Source organism: Comamonas sp. UBA7840, from assembly GCF_002501455.1.
In the GTDB taxonomy this organism is placed as follows: domain Bacteria; phylum Pseudomonadota; class Gammaproteobacteria; order Burkholderiales; family Burkholderiaceae_C; genus Comamonas; species Comamonas jiangduensis.
On record NZ_DLTI01000031.1, the window covers coordinates 1 to 16,451 of the forward strand.

Genomic DNA, 16,451 nt, shown 5'->3' on the forward strand with positions numbered 1-16,451 from the left:
TGGTTTAAGGGGGGATTACCCAGGCTCCTCTGCCGCGCCAGAGCCACCATGTTGCGTGCAGCCAGGGGGAAGGTGCAGTTGTAAGTCAGACAGCCCATAAAAAACCGACTCCTTGTGGTCGGCTTTTTGTCTCAATACGTAGTTCACCAACTTCGCTTTTGATCATCTTGCTGCTATTGCAGTTCTGGAAGTTTCACAATCATCGGGATATAGGCACCTTGTTTGTTTAAAAGAATTGCATGGAAGTCACCACGCATTTCTTGAATAACAATCGTGCCATCAAGATGTAGATAAAGGCGCAATTCAGAGTGATCTATGTTATTCAAATAACAAGGATCTTTATCTAGGTCTTGCCACTCATCAGGATTTTTCAAACTGAGTTTGCTGAAATTTCTCATGGCTTGATCGGCAGTCGCAAATTTTGTGTTTACGTTCAGCCATATTTTTTGCACAAGTGCGAACGCTTCTTCTCGTGAATGACACGCAGGCGCCAGCTCCATTGCAGCCAGAAAATCATAAATTCTGCGAATCTGCGTTTCTGTCATATAAATCCTCTCAGCAAGATTGCGGAGTAATTTTCGTGATGAATGCGGCGACAGGATATTGAATTGAATTATTTTTGTGCTTATGTATTTTTGATGAATCAACGCTTGAATTGCACAGCTTACTAAGCGGTGTTAGCTATAAAATTATTCCATAAACTGTCTGTAGTAGCAGGCTTGTTTTTCACTGCCTCAGGTTGAAGACGTCAATTAAAAATCGTGAAGTCAATAAATCCACGTTCTACGGAGGTGGCTATGAGTTTGACTTTCACTTTTTGGCCGATGTTGAATGAAGGGGTCTTGCCTTTAAGCCGCCCCTCTGCAGGTGGAGAAAAAATGCGAACCCATGTGCCGTGATCACCAATACCTGTAATCAGGCCATCAAAGGTCTCTCCTACACGGTCGTGCAGTAACAATGCTGCTTCAGATTTACGCATTTGCCGTTCTACTTTTTGCGCGGCGTCTTCTTGGGCTGTGCAGTGGGTGGCGAGCGCTTCAAGTTCTTCCTCTGAGTAGGGCGGGGGCAGCTTTGCAAGCGCTGCCTTGAGTAGTCGCAATGTGATGAGGTCTGGGTAACGGCGATTGGGCGCGGTTGAGTGCATGTAGTCGTGCACGGCCAGCCCGAAGTGGCCGATTGATGGGCCCCGAGGGTGTTCCACTACGTACTCGCCTGATCCCATGAGTTTGATCATCACCAGCGACAGGTCAGGAAACCGCAATGGATCTTGCTGATGCTGCTGAGCAAGGAATGCCTGCAAGGCCTCTCCATCAGGCTCGTATGGCAGGCTTGCGCCGTAGCTGTGAGCTACCTCAACAATCCTGAGCCAGCGCTCTGGTGACCTAACGACTCTGCGCAAGGAGGCACTGCCCTGGTTTGCGAGAAAGCGCGCAGTGCAGCCGTTGGTGGCAATCATGAACTCTTCGATCAGCTGACGAGCGCGATTGTGGGGCTGCTGGCGAATGTCGACGATACGGTCACCCTCGAACACAGCATGAGGTTGAAAGGTTTCAAACTCCAGCGAACCTTGCGCACGGCGCAGCACGCGCAGCTTTTGTGCCAACTCGTCTTGCATGCGCAACTGGGTGCTCATGCCAGGCACTTTTTTCGCTGGCTCCGGCAAATCTGCCGCGCCCTCCATCCAGGCCGATATCGCATCGTAGGCGAGCTGCGCCTTGTTGCGGACTGTGGCTCTGTATATGGCTGAATCAATCAAGATGCCGTCATCGCTGAAAGTCATTTCATTGATGAATGCCAGCCTGTCTTCGCCTTGGTTGAGCGATGTGAGGTTGGTGCACAGCTGCTCGGGCAGCATGGGGAAAATTCTGGCTGAGGTGTAGACCGAGGTCGTATTGGTCCTGGCGTGCTCATCAATCGGCGTCCCTTTTTTGACCAGGCTGTCCACGTCTGAGACTGCAACGTACAGGCGCACTGCGCCTGCTTTTGCGGGCTCTATGGCTGTAATCTGATCGAGGTCTCGGGAGTCATCGTTATCGATGGAGCACCAAGGCAGGCCTGTCATGTCGCGGACGCTGTCACTGGTTTCGCGAGCAGGGCTGGACATGTGCGAGAGCTGCTTGATAACACTGTTCGGAAATTCAGGTTCCAGCCCGCGGCTATACATTGCCCATGCTGCGATGGTCGATAGGTTGGCGCGGTGATTCGATAGAACGTTTCGCATGGGCCAAGAACCTTCCGTGGTGATTCAGCCCATTCTGCGCCCGAAGCTGCTGCAGCGGGGCACTATTTCTGGCGCAGCCAAAATCAGCGGCAGTAAGTGGCATGCATTGTGTGCCGATGCTGAAAGGCGTTTAATGAACTTGGATGGGTGAGCGTGCTGCTAGGTTTGAAAACTGTGCTCCCCTTGCAGTGCACCTTTTCTTTGGGATCTATTTGCGTTGTCAACCGCATCATGGTTCGCACTGACCGTGCTGCTCAAGGAGAGCCAGATGTACAAAAGAATTTTGGTTGCAACTGATGGGACAAAACTATCAAGGAAAGCGGTCAAGGAGGCCTCGCTCCTGGCGGTAGAGCTAGATGCAACTCTGACATTAGTTCATGTCGTACCTAAGTACCCCAATACTTTTTTTGATGGGAAACCAGTGCTTAGCGTCAAAGAGGTCAACCAAAGGGAGAAAGAGTTGGTCACGAAAGCTCAAGCGGCTTTGCAAAGCTTGCTTGATGAAACAGTAGATCAGCACATCAGCGTTAGCGCAGTCGTTGTGAAGTCGACCAATATTTCAGAGGCTTTGCTGAAAGTCGCTCAAAAAACCAAGGCAGAGTTGATCGTGATGGCATCGCATGGCCGCGGCGGTATCAAGCGTGTGCTTATCGGTAGTGAAACGCTGCAGGTTTTGACTCACTCAGAGACCCCCGTTTTGGTGATTCGCTGAAAAGATGAAGATATCTGCGCAATCCTTACGAGATTTATTCGTGCATGGCGCTAAGCTGTGTATCGCATATATGTTCTTGCGGCACGTGCCTTTGGCAGTCATCACTCATACCGACGACTAGGCAGAGGAGGGGGCTGCTAGCATGCGACCAAGCCTACTCAGCGAACAAATAAAAACCCCACTGGCTTTGGCTAGTGGGGCTTTTTTGTCTTAGCAACAGCTAAACAATCATTTACGCGTTGCGCAGCGGATCAAAGCCAGTGGTGGCGCCTGATTGGTGGTCGTTCTCGTAAGCCCTTGAATTCATTTGTATCAATTCAATCTTGTAGATAGAGACTTTTTTAGGGACGAAATTCAGTGCCATGGCACTTGGGGCAAGGAGGAAGAGTATCTGAATGATCATTCAGGAATATTGATTGACCACATTTGATGCAAACATATCTTCCTACTCCTGGCTTTTGTCCGGTAGATGACATTCTTTCCCTCAAATAAATTACAGCCCTTAACAGGTTGCTTAGATGGGCTGGTTACCTAAGCCTCCTAAGACTACCTATATTCAGACTGCAATTCATAACCGACTGTCGCTTGGCCCAAAGCCTTTAGTCATCGCTGCTTATGGGCGCCTGCAGACTATCGCAGCTGCAAGCTACCCTGCTGCAGCGCGGCCACCACGTTGCGCGCAGCCATGCGGCCCAGGCGGGCGGTGCAGGTGGAAGCCAGTTGGGTCAGCGTCTGCACATCCACCGCCAAGCTGTCTTCGATCGCGCAGTGGAAGCGGTCAATCGGCATCACGTAGGCGTTGCGGTCCACGGGCTTAACGCGCGCGACGGTGCCTTCTTCGGCAGTCACATCAAAGCGCAGCATGTACCGGTTGAGCTGCCAGTCTTCGGCGTGCATCACTGCATCAAACACGGATTGGTAGACCTCTGCCGTGGCCACCAGAGCGGCTCGGTGGGCGAGGGCGATCTGGTCGGGGTTGTAGGCGGGCTTTTGCAGCTCTGCCTCCATGCGGTTGAAGGCGTCGATGTAGGCCAGCTTGAACGCCAGGGCCTTCTTGCCGGTGAAGCCCATGGCCAGCAGCGTGAAGCCGTCGCGGGTGATGCGGTAGGCACGGTCTTTTCGTGTTGCTCCACTGCCAATTTCCACCTCTATGACCATCTCCTCAAAATTGAGGGCATGGTCTGCGTCCAGTTGTGCGCGCAGGTTGTCGATGTCGCGCAGCACGTTGTAATGCTGCTTGCCAAAGTGGCGTGCCAGATCGGTGCTGAGGGTGGTGGGTTTGCCTTCAACGATGGTGATGGCGGGCGAGATAGCCAGTGTGGGCTGAGACATGACGCAACTCCTGTTCGAGATGTAATGCCTATTACTGCGTTCTTACGCACAGCAACAGGCGGCCGGGAGGTTAAGAACCTGGGAACAGCCAGGCGGACTTCTTCCCCTTGCGGGTGTTGTATCCGTCGCCCTCCCGGCCATAAATCAAACGCATGCAGCAAGTGCAGGCGTGCTATGTCTGGGCGCAAAAAAACCGCCAAGCTATCGGGTGCGGTTCTTCCGCTGTTCCAAAGGAGTTCTTACGCTCCATCTCTTTCGAGACCGTGCCAGTATAGCGCAGGGTTTTGTCAAGAGGTGCTGACCGTTTATCGCGTCGCAGTCGATGTGGGGCTACCGCTTCTTAATAGTTATTCGTTTTTTAGTATGAAACTTATAGCTGTTTGAGTATGAGTGCTGTTGCTTAATGGTCAATAACTATGAAATTTTTGATACTGATAAATATTGTTACCCGATAGGATACGCAACCCTTGACACCTTCTGTTGATTGCGTTTTGAGCGATGGAATGGTGTTTGCAAAGCAAGCTTTTCCAGTCCTCTATGACGTATTTCAAAAGAATGTATGTGTTCGCGGCAGCGGTGTTCATGCTGCTGCTAAATGTATTGTGGGTGCCACCGATGGCACATGCGGTTGTTATGCTGGGGGCTACAGCTACCAAGACAGACGTCTCTTGCAACGGTGGCACTAATGGTACTGCAACGGTAACTGCATCAGGTGGCATACCGCCATATACATATAGTTGGGCCCCAAGTGGGGGCTCAAACGCTACTGCCACAGGCCTTGCTGAAGGCTCTTATAGCGCTAAGGTGACTGACGCGGATGGTGCGGTAACCACTGCAACCGTTACCGTCAGCCAGCCGAGTGTGCTGTCAACAACTTCGAGTCAGATCGAGGTTTCAAGTTATGGTGGATCAGACGGTTCTGCAGGGGTGGTGGTAACTGGCGGTACGCCTGGATACACCTATTCATGGGCTCCATCCGGCGGTACGGATGCAACAGCTAATGGGTTGTCTGCTGGCAATTACACCGTTACGGTGACGGATGCGAATGCCTGTACATATAGCCGCATCTTTACGATCACTCAGCCTGCTTTGGCTGTACCAACGGCCAGCCCAGTGAGTGCTACGGTGCCTTACGGCAGCGTTGGCAACCCGATCACTTTGCAGCTAGGTGGTGGCGCAGCGACCTCTGTGGCGGTGGCAAGTGCCCCTGCGCATGGCACGGCAGTCGCTAGTGGCGCCAGCATCACCTACAGTCCAAACCCCGGTTATGCTGGGGCTGACAGCTTTACCTATACAGCCACCAATAGCAGCGGTACGTCAGTACCAGCTATGGTGAGTATTACTGTCGAAACACCTGTTAAGACGCCGCAAACCATCACTTTTGCCCCCCCCGGTGCACAAAACTTTAGTACGAGTCCCACGCTGACTGCCAGCAGCACGTCCAATTTGACGGTCTCCTTTACGTCTTCGACAACCGGAGTTTGCACGATCACGTCGAGCGGGACACTGACGTTTGTGTCTGCCGGTACTTGCACGATCAATGCTGACCAAGCGGGCAACGCTACCTATTTACCGGCAGCACAGGTATCGCAATCCTTCTATGTGAATCCTGTAACACCTGGTGCGCCTACGATTGGTACGGCCACGGCAGGTGATAGGCAAGCTTTGGTTTCATTCACAGCACCTGCTTTCAATGGCGGTGCCAGCATTACTGGTTACACCGTAACTTCCAGCCCAGGGGGCTTTACTGGTTCGGGTAGCAGTAGCCCAATTGCAGTGGCTGGCTTGACCAATGGCACGGCTTATACCTTTACGGTCACAGCGACGAATTCGGCAGGTACAGGCGCTGCATCTGCGGCATCAAACAGTGTGACGCCGGTTTCATCTGTACCACCTACCATCACGTTGGCGCCAACAACCATAGCTAATCCAACGGTAGGGGTGGCATACAGCCAGAGCATAGCGGCTGCGGGTGGTGCAGCGCCTTATACCTATGCCATTTCAGCGGGGTCTTTGCCTGCCGGTTTGAGTTTGAGCTCCTCAGGAACGGTGTCCGGCACCCCTACGGCTGGTGGTGCATATAACTTCACCATCACGGCCACAGACAGCAGTAGCGGCGCGGGCGCGCCTTTCGCGGGTTCGCGCGCCTATTCCGTCACGGTGGCTGCGCCAACGCTTGTGCTAAGCCCTGCCAGTGGCAGTTTGCCCAGTGCAACAGTAGGGTGGGCATACAGTCAAAGCTTTACGGCTTCGGATGGTACGGCACCATATACTTATGCGATTACCAGTGGCAGCGTGCCCACTGGTCTGAGCTTGGCCGCCAACGGCATCCTGTCGGGAACGCCGACGGTGGCTGGGTCATACAACTTTACGGTCACCGCCACTGACAAAAGCACCGGCGTGGGCGCGCCTTTCTCGAATTCGCGCGCCTATTTCGTCACGGTGGCTGCAGGTGCTGCACCCGTGGTTTCTGGTATTGCACCCAACTTTGGCCTATCTAGTGGTGGAACTACAGTCACTATTACTGGCACAGGGTTTGGTGGCGCAACAGCGGTTACTTTTGGAGCCTCTTCAGCCACTGGCTTTACGGTCAATAGCGCTACGCAAATCACTGCTACAGCGCCAGCAGGTACTGGCACGGTAGACATTCGTGTCACAACTGCAGGAGGCACCAGCGCTACCAGTGCAGCTGACCAATTTACTTACGTGGTAGCTCCTGCGATACCCTCGCTATCCATCAGCGACGTTACGCAAAATGAAGGCAATAGTGGAGGAGCAGCGTTCAATTTCACGGTGACTCTGACTTCTGCTTCTGCTTCTGCTTCTGCCGTGACAGTGAATTACGCGACGAGTAATGGCTCTGCCACAGCGCCATCAGATTACACAGCCACCAGTGGCGCATTGACTTTTGCCCCAGGGCAAATCACGCAGACGGTAACTGTTCAGGTCAACGGCGATACGACGGTGGAGCCAGATGAGACGTTTTTTGTCAATCTGAGTTCTCCGTTCAATGCCACTTTGGGCAAGTCCCAAGGCGTGGCAACGATTGTCAATGACGATAACGCGTTGTCTGTTAGTGCTCCTAACAAAACCGTATCTGTGGCGGCTGGTGCTGAAGCGGTGGTCGATGTGGTGGCCGGCGCAACAGGTGGCCCATTCACAGCAGCTACCGTGGTGTCATTGGCCCCTGCCAGCGCAGGTGTGGCAACCATCGCAGGCGGCACAGGAGCCTATAGCGTGCGTTTTGTGCCTGCAGCAAGCTTTGCAGGCGTGGCAGTGGTGACCTACACCCTGACCAATGGGGCAGTGCAATCTGCGCCTGCGACTGTGACTATTACAGTGGGTGCACGGGTGGACGCCGCCCAAGATGCCGAAGTGGCCGGCTTGGCCACAGCGCAAGCCAGTGCTGCACAGCGTTTTACTACGGCACAGGTGACCAACTTCACCCAGCGTTTGGAGAGCCTGCACGGTAGTGGCTGGGGGCGTTCCAACTTTGGCCTGTCGTTGGCTACGGATGACACCCGCAAGATGGCCCGCAATGGCAACGGTGTTGCAGATCAGGTGATCAACGGTAACCCGCTGCGCAACGGTATGCGCACGGTGGGCCTGAAGCCCCAGCGCGTAGCGCAGGCCCAGCCTGCACCAGCCAATGACCTGCCAGATTTGCCCGGTGCCACCACTGAGCAAGCGCGCAGCCCGTGGGCCTTCTGGGTGAACGGTGCTATCAGCTATGGCCGTGAGCGCACCGGTGATGCCGATGAACGCTACCGCTTTACCACCAACGGTATCAGCGCGGGTGTGGACTACCGCGTCAACGGCTGGATTACCGTGGGTACAGGCTTGGGTATCAGCACGGACCGCAGCCGCGTAGGCAACAAGGGTACGCGCAGCAATGCTGACAGCACGGTGGCTGTGGCCTATGCCAGCATGCGCCCCATGCAAGGAGTGTTTGTCGATGCGCTGCTGGGTTACGGCGTGCTAAGTTTTGACTCGAAGCGCTATATCACGGCCACGGGCGACATGGCCACGGGCAGTCGCGACGGCAAGCAGTTGTTTGGCTCGATTGCCACGGGCTTGGAGTTTTACCGCGCCGACTGGATGTGGTCACCCTATGCACGCTTGGAATTTAGCCAGGCCAAGCTGGATGCCTACACCGAAAACGGCCCTGCAACGCATGCGCTGAAGTACTTTGACCAGACAGCGCGCTCCAGTAAGGCCGTGCTGGGAGCGCGTGCCGAAGGCAAGATGGCTGTGCGCTGGGGCCACATCATGCCGCAGGTGCGCGTGGAATATGCCCGCAGCTTTGATGAGCAAAACGAAGCGGGCTTGGCCTACGCTGACTTGGCAGACCAAGGTCCCGCCTACACACTGCGTGGCCGTGCCATGGACATCGGCCGCTGGACCGTAGGCCTGGGAGGTCGTTTGCTGCTGCGCAGCGGCACAGAGCTGGGTGTGGAGTACACCACCAACATCGACCAGAGCAATGCCTACGTAGGCAGCTTGCGTCTGGGCCTGCGCGTACCGTTCTAAAACGGCAAATGCTTAAAACAGAAACCCCCTGCCGGTGCAAGCTGGCAGGGGGTTTTTAGTAAACGAGGGTGTCGCCGTCACTGATGCCGACGACAAGGCAGAGGAGGGTGGCGGCGAGCATACCAAAGCATACAGCTAAGGTAGAAAGCAAAAAAGCCCGCAGAAGCGAGCTTTTTTATGAGGGCATGCCCTTTTTGATTTCTGCAAGTTATTGATTTTGCAGTATTTCTGGCGGAAGGGGCGGGATTCGAACCCGCGGTGGGCTATTAACCCACACACGCTTTCCAGGCGTGCGACTTAAACCGCTCATCCACCCTTCCGTGCAAAGCAGCAGAGCTGTGTTGCTGAAATGAAAACCCAAGCTCAAAAGCTTGGGTTTAGTATCTGGTGCAAGACCGTGGTGTCTTGTAAAGAAGCGCTGATTGTAACTCAGTTTTAGAGCATGAAATGCAAAACGCTGCTTTTGCGCTGCGCAGTCGGTGCGTGTGAGGGTGTTACTAGGCAGATGTTCTAGGTTTTTAATAAAAATAGCTTCTAGCGCTTATCTAGCAAGCGTTAGAAGCTATGGTTTTTTACGAGTTTTAGCCCAGCAGCAAGGCGTCGTCTGCCAATTTTTCACCGCGCACTTTTTCAAACATGTGCAGCAAGTCGGTCACGTCCATCTTGGCGCGCTCTGCGCCGCAGACGTCCAGTACCACTTGGCCTTGGTGCAGCATGACGGTGCGTTCACCCACATCCAGTGCTTGGCGCATGCTGTGGGTCACCATCATGGTTGTGAGCTTGCTTTCGCGCACGATGCGGTCGGTCAGTTGCAGCACAAAGTCTGCGGTGCGGGGGTCCAGCGCGGCAGTGTGCTCGTCCAGCAGCAAGATGCGAGAAGGTTGCAGAGCCGCCATGAGCAAGCTCACGGCTTGGCGCTGGCCGCCAGAGAGCAGGCCAATGCGATCAGTCAGGCGGTTTTCCAATCCCAGGCCCAAAGTGGCCAAGCGTTCGCGGTACAGCGCACGGTGCTCATTTTTCACAGCACGTGACAGGCCACGCGCCGTGCCGCGACAGTGTGCCAGCGCCATGTTTTCTTCAATGCTCAGGTCTTCGCAGGTGCCTGCCATGGGGTCTTGGAACACGCGAGCCACGCGGTGGGCACGGTCCCAGACGGGTTTGCGTGTCATATCCTCGCCGGCAATCTGGATGCTGCCTTTGTCCACGCTTTGATCGCCAGAAACGGCATTCAAGAAGGTGGATTTACCCGCACCATTGGAGCCAATGACGGTCACAAACTGGCCGTCGGGAATGTTCAACGACAGGCCACGCAGGGCACGGGTTTCAATCGGGGTGCCGGGGTTGAAGGTAAGTTCGAGGTTTTGTGCGCTCAACATAGATTCACAACTTTCTGCAATGGTGGGCGCATCACGGCTTGCGGCTCAGCTTGCGCTTGAGCTGGGGGATGACAAGGGCGATCGTGACCAGCACAGCGGTGACCAAGTTCAAATCTTGGGCTTTCAGGCCAATAAAGTCGCTGTTCAAAGCCGCGGCAATAAAGAAGCGGTAGACGATGGCGCCGATCACCACGGCCAGCGTGGCCCAAATGATTTTGCGTGAGGGCAGGATGGATTCACCCACGATGACCGCCGCCAAGCCAATGACAATGGTGCCAATCCCCATGGAAATGTCGGAGCCGCCCTGCGTCTGTACAAACATGGCGCCAGCCAGGCCCACCAGTCCGTTGGATACGGCCATGCCCAGCAAAATCATGCCGCCCGTGTTTACGCCTTGGGCGCGAGCCATGCGGGCATTCGAGCCAGTGGCGCGAATCGCCAAGCCGCGTTGGGTGGCAAAGAACCAGTCCAGCGCCAGCTTGGCTGCGACCACAATCACCAGCAACAGCAGAGGGCGGAAGACGTAGTCTTCCATGCGCTCGGGCTGGAGCAGGTTGAAGATGGTGGGGTCGTTAATCAGCGGCACATTGGGGCCGCCCATGATGCGCAGGTTGACCGAATACAGCGCAATCATCATCAAGATGGAGGCCAGCAAGTCCATGATCTTGAGCTTGACGTTGAGCCAGGCCGTGGCCATGCCGGCGGCAGCGCCTGCCGCGGTGGCTGCCAAGGTGGCTACCCACGGGTTGTAGCCTGCAGCAATCAGTACGGCGCAGACGGCACCGCCCAAGGGGAAGCTGCCATCGACCGTGAGGTCAGGAAAGCGCAGCAAGCGAAAAGAGATATATACACCCAGCGCGACGAGGGCAAAGATCAGGCCAATTTCAATGGCGCCGAGCAGCGAAAACAAAGACATGGAGCAGAAACAGTCGGTTGCTGGGAGGAAACGAAAAAAGGCAGGGCCGATTTATGGGCGCCTGCCTGCATGCACTGGGATTAATTACTTAACGACTTCTGCAGCGCTTTTCACCAAAGCGTCAGAGAGTTTGATGCCTTGCTTTTCCGCGGCGCCAGGGTTCACAAACAGCTCCATCTTGGTGCTGACTTCGGGCTTGATGGTGCCAGGTGCTTCGCCCTTCAGAATGCGAGCGACCATGCGGCCAGTCTGTTCGCCCAAGTCGCGGTAGTTGATGCCGTAGGCTGCCACGGCACCGCGCTTGACGGAGTCGGTGTCCGACGCCACCAGCGGAATCTTGGCGTCCTGGCCGACCTTGACCAGCGCTTCGTAAGCGGAAACCACGTTGTTGTCAGTCGATGTGTAGATGACGTCTACTTTGCCGATCAGACTGCGCGCGGCGCTGCCCACGTCCACCGAACGAGGCGCTGCGGCTTCGACCAGCGTCATGCCCAGTGTAGGCAGCAGTTTTTGCAGTTCTTTGACGACGACCACGGAGTTGGCCTCGCCGGGGTTGTAGACCATGCCCACGCGCTTGGCGCCGGGCACCACCTGTTTGACCAGGTCCATCTGCTTGTCCAGTGCCAACAGATCGGATACGCCCGTCACGTTGGTCTTGGAGGGCTCCCACGAAGCCACCAACTTGGCGGCCACGGGATCGGTCACGGCAGAGAACACCACGGGCACGGTCTTGGTGGAGGCCACCACGGCCTGGGCCGAGGGGGTAGCGATAGCGACAATGGCGTCAGGCTTGTCACCCACGAACTTGCGGGCGATCTGGGCCGCAGTGCCGGTGTTGCCTTGGGCACTTTGGTATTGCCACTTCAAGTTCTTGCCTGATTCAAAACCTTCTGCCTTCAGAGCCGCTTGCACGCCGTCACGCACGGCGTCCAGGGCGGGGTGCTCGACGATGGCTGTCACTGCCACGGACTTGTCCGCAGCGTGTACGCTGGCCATGGAAGCGATAGCCAAAGCGACTGCACCCAAAGGTGCCCAAGACTTGAAATTCATTGCTTTTTCTCCACCGTTGTTTGAAGCCAATATGGCTGTGATCTATGCAAAGAACGGGCCAGATGTGCCACTTTTGCGCCCGTTCTTTGCGTGGATCAAGTCTATAGCAGCGGCTGCGTGCTGCTTTTGCCCTGCACAGGGATATGTGTCAGATTTCCTACAGCACGCAGATTTATTGCGTTGATGTTGGCTTTGGTGCGCCTTGTTTGTTTTTTGTGCAGGCGGTAATAAAAAAAGGCTCGCATTGCGAGCCTTTTTTGCAAGATGCATGCAGCGAGGGCTTACATGCCGGAGTAGGTCGGGCCGCCGCCGCCTTCGGGTGTGACCCAGACGATGTTCTGCGTGGGGTCCTTGATGTCGCAGGTCTTGCAATGCACGCAGTTTTGCGCGTTGATTTGCAGGCGCTTGCCACCTTGCTCGGTATCGTCCACAAATTCGTACACCCCGGCAGGGCAGTAGCGGCTTTCAGGGCCAGCGTATTGGGCCAAATTGACCTTCACGGGCACCGAGGCGTCCTTGAGCGTCAAGTGCGCAGGCTGGTCTTCACCGTGGTTGGTGCCGCTGATAAAGACGCTGGAGAGGCGGTCAAACGTCAGCTTGCCATCGGGCTTGGGGTATTCGATAGGCTGGCACTCTGCCGCAGGCTTGAGGTATGCGTGATCAGGCTTGTCACGGTGCAGCGTCCATGGAATGCAGCCCTTGAGCACAAATTGCTCCAGGCCGTTCATGACGGTGGCGGTGCTCAGGCCCTTCTTGAACCAGGTCTTGAAGTTGCGTGCCTTCCACAGCTCGTCGTACAGCCAGCTGTTTTCGAAGGCAGTCTCGTAGGCGTTCAACACATCGCCCTGGCGGCCTGCCACGATGGCTTCGTACGCAGCCTCAGCGGCCAGCATGCCGGTTTTGATGGCGGCGTGGCTGCCCTTGATGCGCGAAGCGTTCAGGAAGCCTGCATCGCAGCCCACCAGCGCGCCGCCGGGGAAGACGAACTTGGGCAGGCTCAAGATGCCGCCAGCAGTGATGGCCCGCGCACCGTAAGAGATGCGCTTGGCGGGCTTGATGCCCTTGGCTTCGTCGCCTTCGAGGTAGTAGCGGATGTTGGGGTGGGTTTTCCAACGCTGCATTTCCTCAAACGGCGACAGGTACGGGTTGGCGTAGTCCAGGCCGGTGACAAAGCCCAGGGTGACCAGGTTGTCTTCCAGGTGGTAGAGGAAGCCGCCGCCGTAGGTCTTGCTGTCCATGGGCCAGCCGCCGGTGTGCAGCACCATGCCGGGTTTGTGGCGTGCAGGGTCGATTTCCCACAGCTCCTTGATGCCCAGGCCGTAGGCTTGCGGGTCTTTGCCGTCGTCCAGCTGGTACTTTGCAATGATTTGCTTGCCCAGGTGGCCGCGCGCACCTTCCGCAAAGATGGTGTATTTGCCGTGCAATTCCATGCCCAGCTGGAAGTCGCCCGTGGGTTCGCCGTCCTTGCCCACGCCCATGTTGCCGGTGGCAATGCCTTTGACGGAGCCATCTTCGTTGTAGAGCACTTCCGCAGCAGCGAAGCCGGGGAAAATTTCTACGCCCAGCGCTTCAGCCTGGTCGGCCAGCCACTTGGTGACGAAACCCAGGCGCACCACGTAGTTGCCTTCGTTGTGGAAGCACTTGGGCAGCAGGAAGTTGGGAGTGCGCAGCGAGCCTTTTTCGCTGAAGAAGACCATGGAGTCTTCGGTCACTGGCTGGTTCAGGGGGGCGCCCTTTTCCTTCCAGTCGGGCATGAGTTCGGTCAGCGCAATGGGGTCCATGATGGCGCCCGACAAGGTGTGCGCACCGGGCTCAGAGCCTTTTTCGAGCACGACCACCGAGACGTCTTGGCCTTTTTCTGCCGACAGTTGCTTGAGGCGGATGGCAGTGGCCAAGCCGCCGGGGCCGCCACCAACGATCACCACGTCGTATTCCATGGCCTCGCGGGGGCCGTATTGCGCCAGGATTTCTTCGTTTGTCATTGGGGTGTCTCTCTTGGAAATTTAAAAACCTGAATGGCACGCTCGTGCTGACTGCCACAAATTGCGGCTGATTCTATGCGGGCTCACTGCATCTACCTAAAAACTTCAGGGGTAGATGGCACGATTGGTGGTCTGAATGATGGTTGGAGTCACATCGGTGACGCTGGCTGGGCGTCATCTGTCCTTCACAGGACTGCCTTAAGGTGTGATTTAGACAAGATGTGCCTATTAGTGAAAAAGCAGGAGCCAAGGGCATGAGACTGGAGATTCCAGAGGATAAAAAGTTGGTCTACCAGACCACGTTTGGGGTGAAGTGGGGCGACATGGATGCCATGGGCCATGTCAACAACGCGGTGTATTTCAAGTACATGGAGCACGGGCGTATTGAGTGGCTCAGCGAGATTGGCTTTTTGCATCTGCCGAATGGGCAGGCGCCGGTGATCGCGAATGCGTTTTGCAACTTCAAGCGGCAGCTCAAATATCCCGATGTCGTGTTGATGAAGCTGTATGTGAGCAACCCGGCACGCGTGACGTTTGATGCCTGGACCACGCTGGAGCGCGTGGAGGAGCCGGGCGTGATCTGCGCGGCGGGCGGGGCCACCGTGCTGTGGATTGATACGCAGCGTGAGAAGGCTGCTTCACTTCCAGAAGCGCTTCGCGCCCTGATAGATTGAGTTTCAGATATAAAAAGTTCTGAAAACAAGCTATATCAAGCGCTAGCAGCTATTGTTTTATGGGTTCAACCACTCGTTGGAATGGCTGAACGCCCAAGGCAGCTGGCTCAAGGCTTGGCCTTGGGGATGCGCCCCATCAGAAAAAACTCCGGGTTGGGCGCCATGCCGCTGAAGCTGGCCATGCGGTTGGACAAGCCAAAGAACGCGGTGATGGCGGCAATGTCCCAGATGTCCTCATCGTCAAAGCCGTGGGCGTGCAAGGCGGTGAAGTCGGCATCTTCCACCTCGTGGCTGTGCAGGCAGACCTTCATCGCAAAGTCCAGCATGGCGCGCTGGCGGGGTGTGATGTCGGCTTTGCGGTAGTTCACGGCCACTTGGTCGGCCACCAGCGGTTTTTTCTCATAAATGCGCAAGATGGCGCCGTGGGCTACTACGCAGTAGAGGCACTGGTTGGCGGCGCTGGTGGCGGTGACGATCATTTCGCGCTCACCCTTGGTCAGGCTGCCTTCGTCTTTGAGCATCAGTGCATCGTGGTAGGCAAAAAAAGCGCGCCACTCGGCAGGGCGGCGGGCAAACGCCAAAAACACATTGGGGATGAAGCCGGCTTTTTCTTGCACTTCCAGAATGCGGCTGCGCAGATCGTCGGGCAGGGTGTTCAGGTCGGGAAAAGGGTAGCGCGCGCTGGGCATGGTGGTGTCTCCGGTGGTTGTACTTGTGGCCCGTGGCTGGACTGTGCAGGGGGCTTGGGATCAGCATAGCCATATGGCTGCGTCAAGGTCGTCATGTAGCTGACAATCGGCAGCTCCTACAGCACAACGGATTGGGAATGAGCCAAGCACTTCACACCACAGACTGGGCGGCATGGAGCCGCGAAGCCGCCGAAACCATGGTGGCCCGCAACGCCGAATGGCCGCAGCAAATGGGGCTGACCGCACCCTTGAAATGCCGCTGGGATCTGGAGCGTGCGCTGCTGGCTTTTGAGGCGCCGTTGCATGAGGTGATTGCCACGGTGTGTCTGGTCGGCACCAGCAGTGACCAAGAGGGCAGCTTTGTCTGGAGCTGGGCCAATGAGGCCATTCCTGCGCAGCACGGCCAGGCGCTGGAGGTGGTGCATGATTTTGGGCGCGAGAACCAGCTGGCCCTGTTGACGACGCCCCGTTTGCAAGGGGGTAAGCCTGTGGGCATGGAGTGCCTGAGCGTTGCCGCCCGCTTGCAGCGGGCCGTGGGCACCTATGTCGATCAGCAAGGCGATGTAGCGCTGTATTTCACCATCTTGCATTTGCAAGTGGCGGTGCCTGAGGCGGATCAACTGCCTAACTAATTAATAACTAAGCAAAGCAGTCGGTGCAGGGGCAGCGTTAAGCAACGGTGCCGCAGCCATTCCCAGCCTTATGCAGCCGCCCTTCCATCAATGTGCAGTGCGCTGGAGACGGTGGGTTGATGGCGGGCCCCGCTGCGGCGGTGTGGCTGCAAAAAAGCCCTCTTCGCACGGGGCAAAGAGGGCCGGGCATGCGCCGCCGCTATGGACATAGAGTTGGGATTGCGGTGAGCCGCATGTCCCAACACGGTGCCGTGCAGCGGTCGCTGCTTACAGCTTGCCAGCCTTGAGGGCTTCCAGCGCCGCTTTCACGCCTGCACCGTAGGCGGGGTCGGCCTTG

Annotated in this window: 14 protein-coding genes and 1 tRNA gene; 4 read left to right on the forward strand and 11 right to left on the reverse strand. The window is 56.3% G+C overall.

Going from position 1 to position 16,451, the window contains the following annotated elements:
- Positions 1-173 precede the first annotated feature (173 nt).
- Positions 174-545, reverse strand: a complete 372-nt coding sequence (locus B3R00_RS12480) for a hypothetical protein (RefSeq protein ID WP_286999292.1) — start codon at positions 543-545, stop codon at positions 174-176.
- Positions 546-748: 203 nt separating this feature from the next.
- The gene (locus B3R00_RS12485; protein WP_286999293.1) at positions 749-2,221 is read right to left on the reverse strand and encodes an RNB domain-containing ribonuclease; all 1,473 of its coding nucleotides are present in this window, start codon (positions 2,219-2,221) and stop codon (positions 749-751) included.
- A 268-nt stretch (positions 2,222-2,489) separates the two neighbouring features.
- On the opposite strand from B3R00_RS12485, the gene B3R00_RS12490 reads away from it, so the two are divergent.
- On the forward strand, positions 2,490-2,933 hold the full coding sequence (locus B3R00_RS12490; protein ID WP_286999294.1) for a universal stress protein: 444 nt from the start codon (positions 2,490-2,492) through the stop codon (positions 2,931-2,933).
- A gap of 232 nt (positions 2,934-3,165) precedes the next feature.
- On the opposite strand, the gene B3R00_RS12495 is transcribed toward B3R00_RS12490, so the two are convergent.
- From B3R00_RS12495 to B3R00_RS12500, 3 genes are all read right to left on the reverse strand, one after another.
- Complete coding sequence (locus B3R00_RS12495) at positions 3,166-3,336, reverse strand: hypothetical protein (RefSeq protein WP_286999295.1); 171 nt, start codon at positions 3,334-3,336, stop codon at positions 3,166-3,168.
- Positions 3,275-3,409, reverse strand: a complete 135-nt coding sequence (locus B3R00_RS16360; protein WP_376747704.1) for a zinc ribbon-containing protein — start codon at positions 3,407-3,409, stop codon at positions 3,275-3,277. Before B3R00_RS16360 ends, B3R00_RS12495 begins: the two co-directional genes overlap by 62 nt.
- Before the next feature lie 154 nt (positions 3,410-3,563).
- Entirely contained in the window at positions 3,564-4,265 is a 702-nt protein-coding gene (locus B3R00_RS12500) for a Rha family transcriptional regulator (RefSeq protein ID WP_286999296.1), read from the reverse strand.
- A 633-nt stretch (positions 4,266-4,898) separates the two neighbouring features.
- On the opposite strand from B3R00_RS12500, the gene B3R00_RS16365 reads away from it, so the two are divergent.
- The gene (locus B3R00_RS16365) at positions 4,899-8,795 is read left to right on the forward strand and encodes an autotransporter domain-containing protein (RefSeq protein ID WP_414647019.1); all 3,897 of its coding nucleotides are present in this window, start codon (positions 4,899-4,901) and stop codon (positions 8,793-8,795) included.
- Positions 8,796-9,024: 229 nt separating this feature from the next.
- Here B3R00_RS16365 and B3R00_RS12510 read toward each other — a convergent pair.
- The 5 genes from B3R00_RS12510 to B3R00_RS12530 all read right to left on the reverse strand — a co-directional run bounded on the left by B3R00_RS12510 (position 9,025) and on the right by B3R00_RS12530 (position 14,119).
- Positions 9,025-9,115 (reverse strand) — tRNA-Ser (locus B3R00_RS12510).
- A 261-nt stretch (positions 9,116-9,376) separates the two neighbouring features.
- Positions 9,377-10,171 (reverse strand): ABC transporter ATP-binding protein, encoded by a 795-nt coding sequence (locus B3R00_RS12515; RefSeq protein ID WP_286999297.1) that lies wholly within the window; start codon positions 10,169-10,171, stop codon positions 9,377-9,379.
- 31 nt (positions 10,172-10,202) lie between these two features.
- Complete coding sequence (locus tag B3R00_RS12520; RefSeq protein WP_286999298.1) at positions 10,203-11,087, reverse strand: ABC transporter permease; 885 nt, start codon at positions 11,085-11,087, stop codon at positions 10,203-10,205.
- Between the two features lie 84 nt (positions 11,088-11,171).
- Entirely contained in the window at positions 11,172-12,137 is a 966-nt protein-coding gene (locus B3R00_RS12525; protein WP_286999299.1) for an ABC transporter substrate-binding protein, read from the reverse strand.
- 281 nt (positions 12,138-12,418) lie between these two features.
- Positions 12,419-14,119 carry an electron transfer flavoprotein-ubiquinone oxidoreductase gene (locus B3R00_RS12530; protein WP_286999300.1) on the reverse strand — a complete coding sequence of 567 codons (1,701 nt, stop codon included), beginning with the start codon at positions 14,117-14,119 and terminating at the stop codon, positions 12,419-12,421.
- 254 nt (positions 14,120-14,373) lie between these two features.
- Here B3R00_RS12530 and B3R00_RS12535 point away from each other — a divergent pair, with 254 nt between their 5' ends.
- Positions 14,374-14,793, forward strand: coding sequence for an acyl-CoA thioesterase (locus B3R00_RS12535; protein ID WP_286999301.1), 420 nt, complete (start codon positions 14,374-14,376; stop codon positions 14,791-14,793).
- A gap of 107 nt (positions 14,794-14,900) precedes the next feature.
- On the opposite strand, the gene B3R00_RS12540 is transcribed toward B3R00_RS12535, so the two are convergent.
- Entirely contained in the window at positions 14,901-15,482 is a 582-nt protein-coding gene (locus B3R00_RS12540) for a peroxidase-related enzyme (protein WP_286999302.1), read from the reverse strand.
- Positions 15,483-15,619: 137 nt separating this feature from the next.
- On the opposite strand from B3R00_RS12540, the gene B3R00_RS12545 reads away from it, so the two are divergent.
- A complete protein-coding gene (locus B3R00_RS12545; protein WP_286999303.1) occupies positions 15,620-16,114 on the forward strand; it encodes a DUF6882 domain-containing protein in 495 nt (164 codons plus the stop codon).
- Positions 16,115-16,451 lie beyond the last annotated feature (337 nt).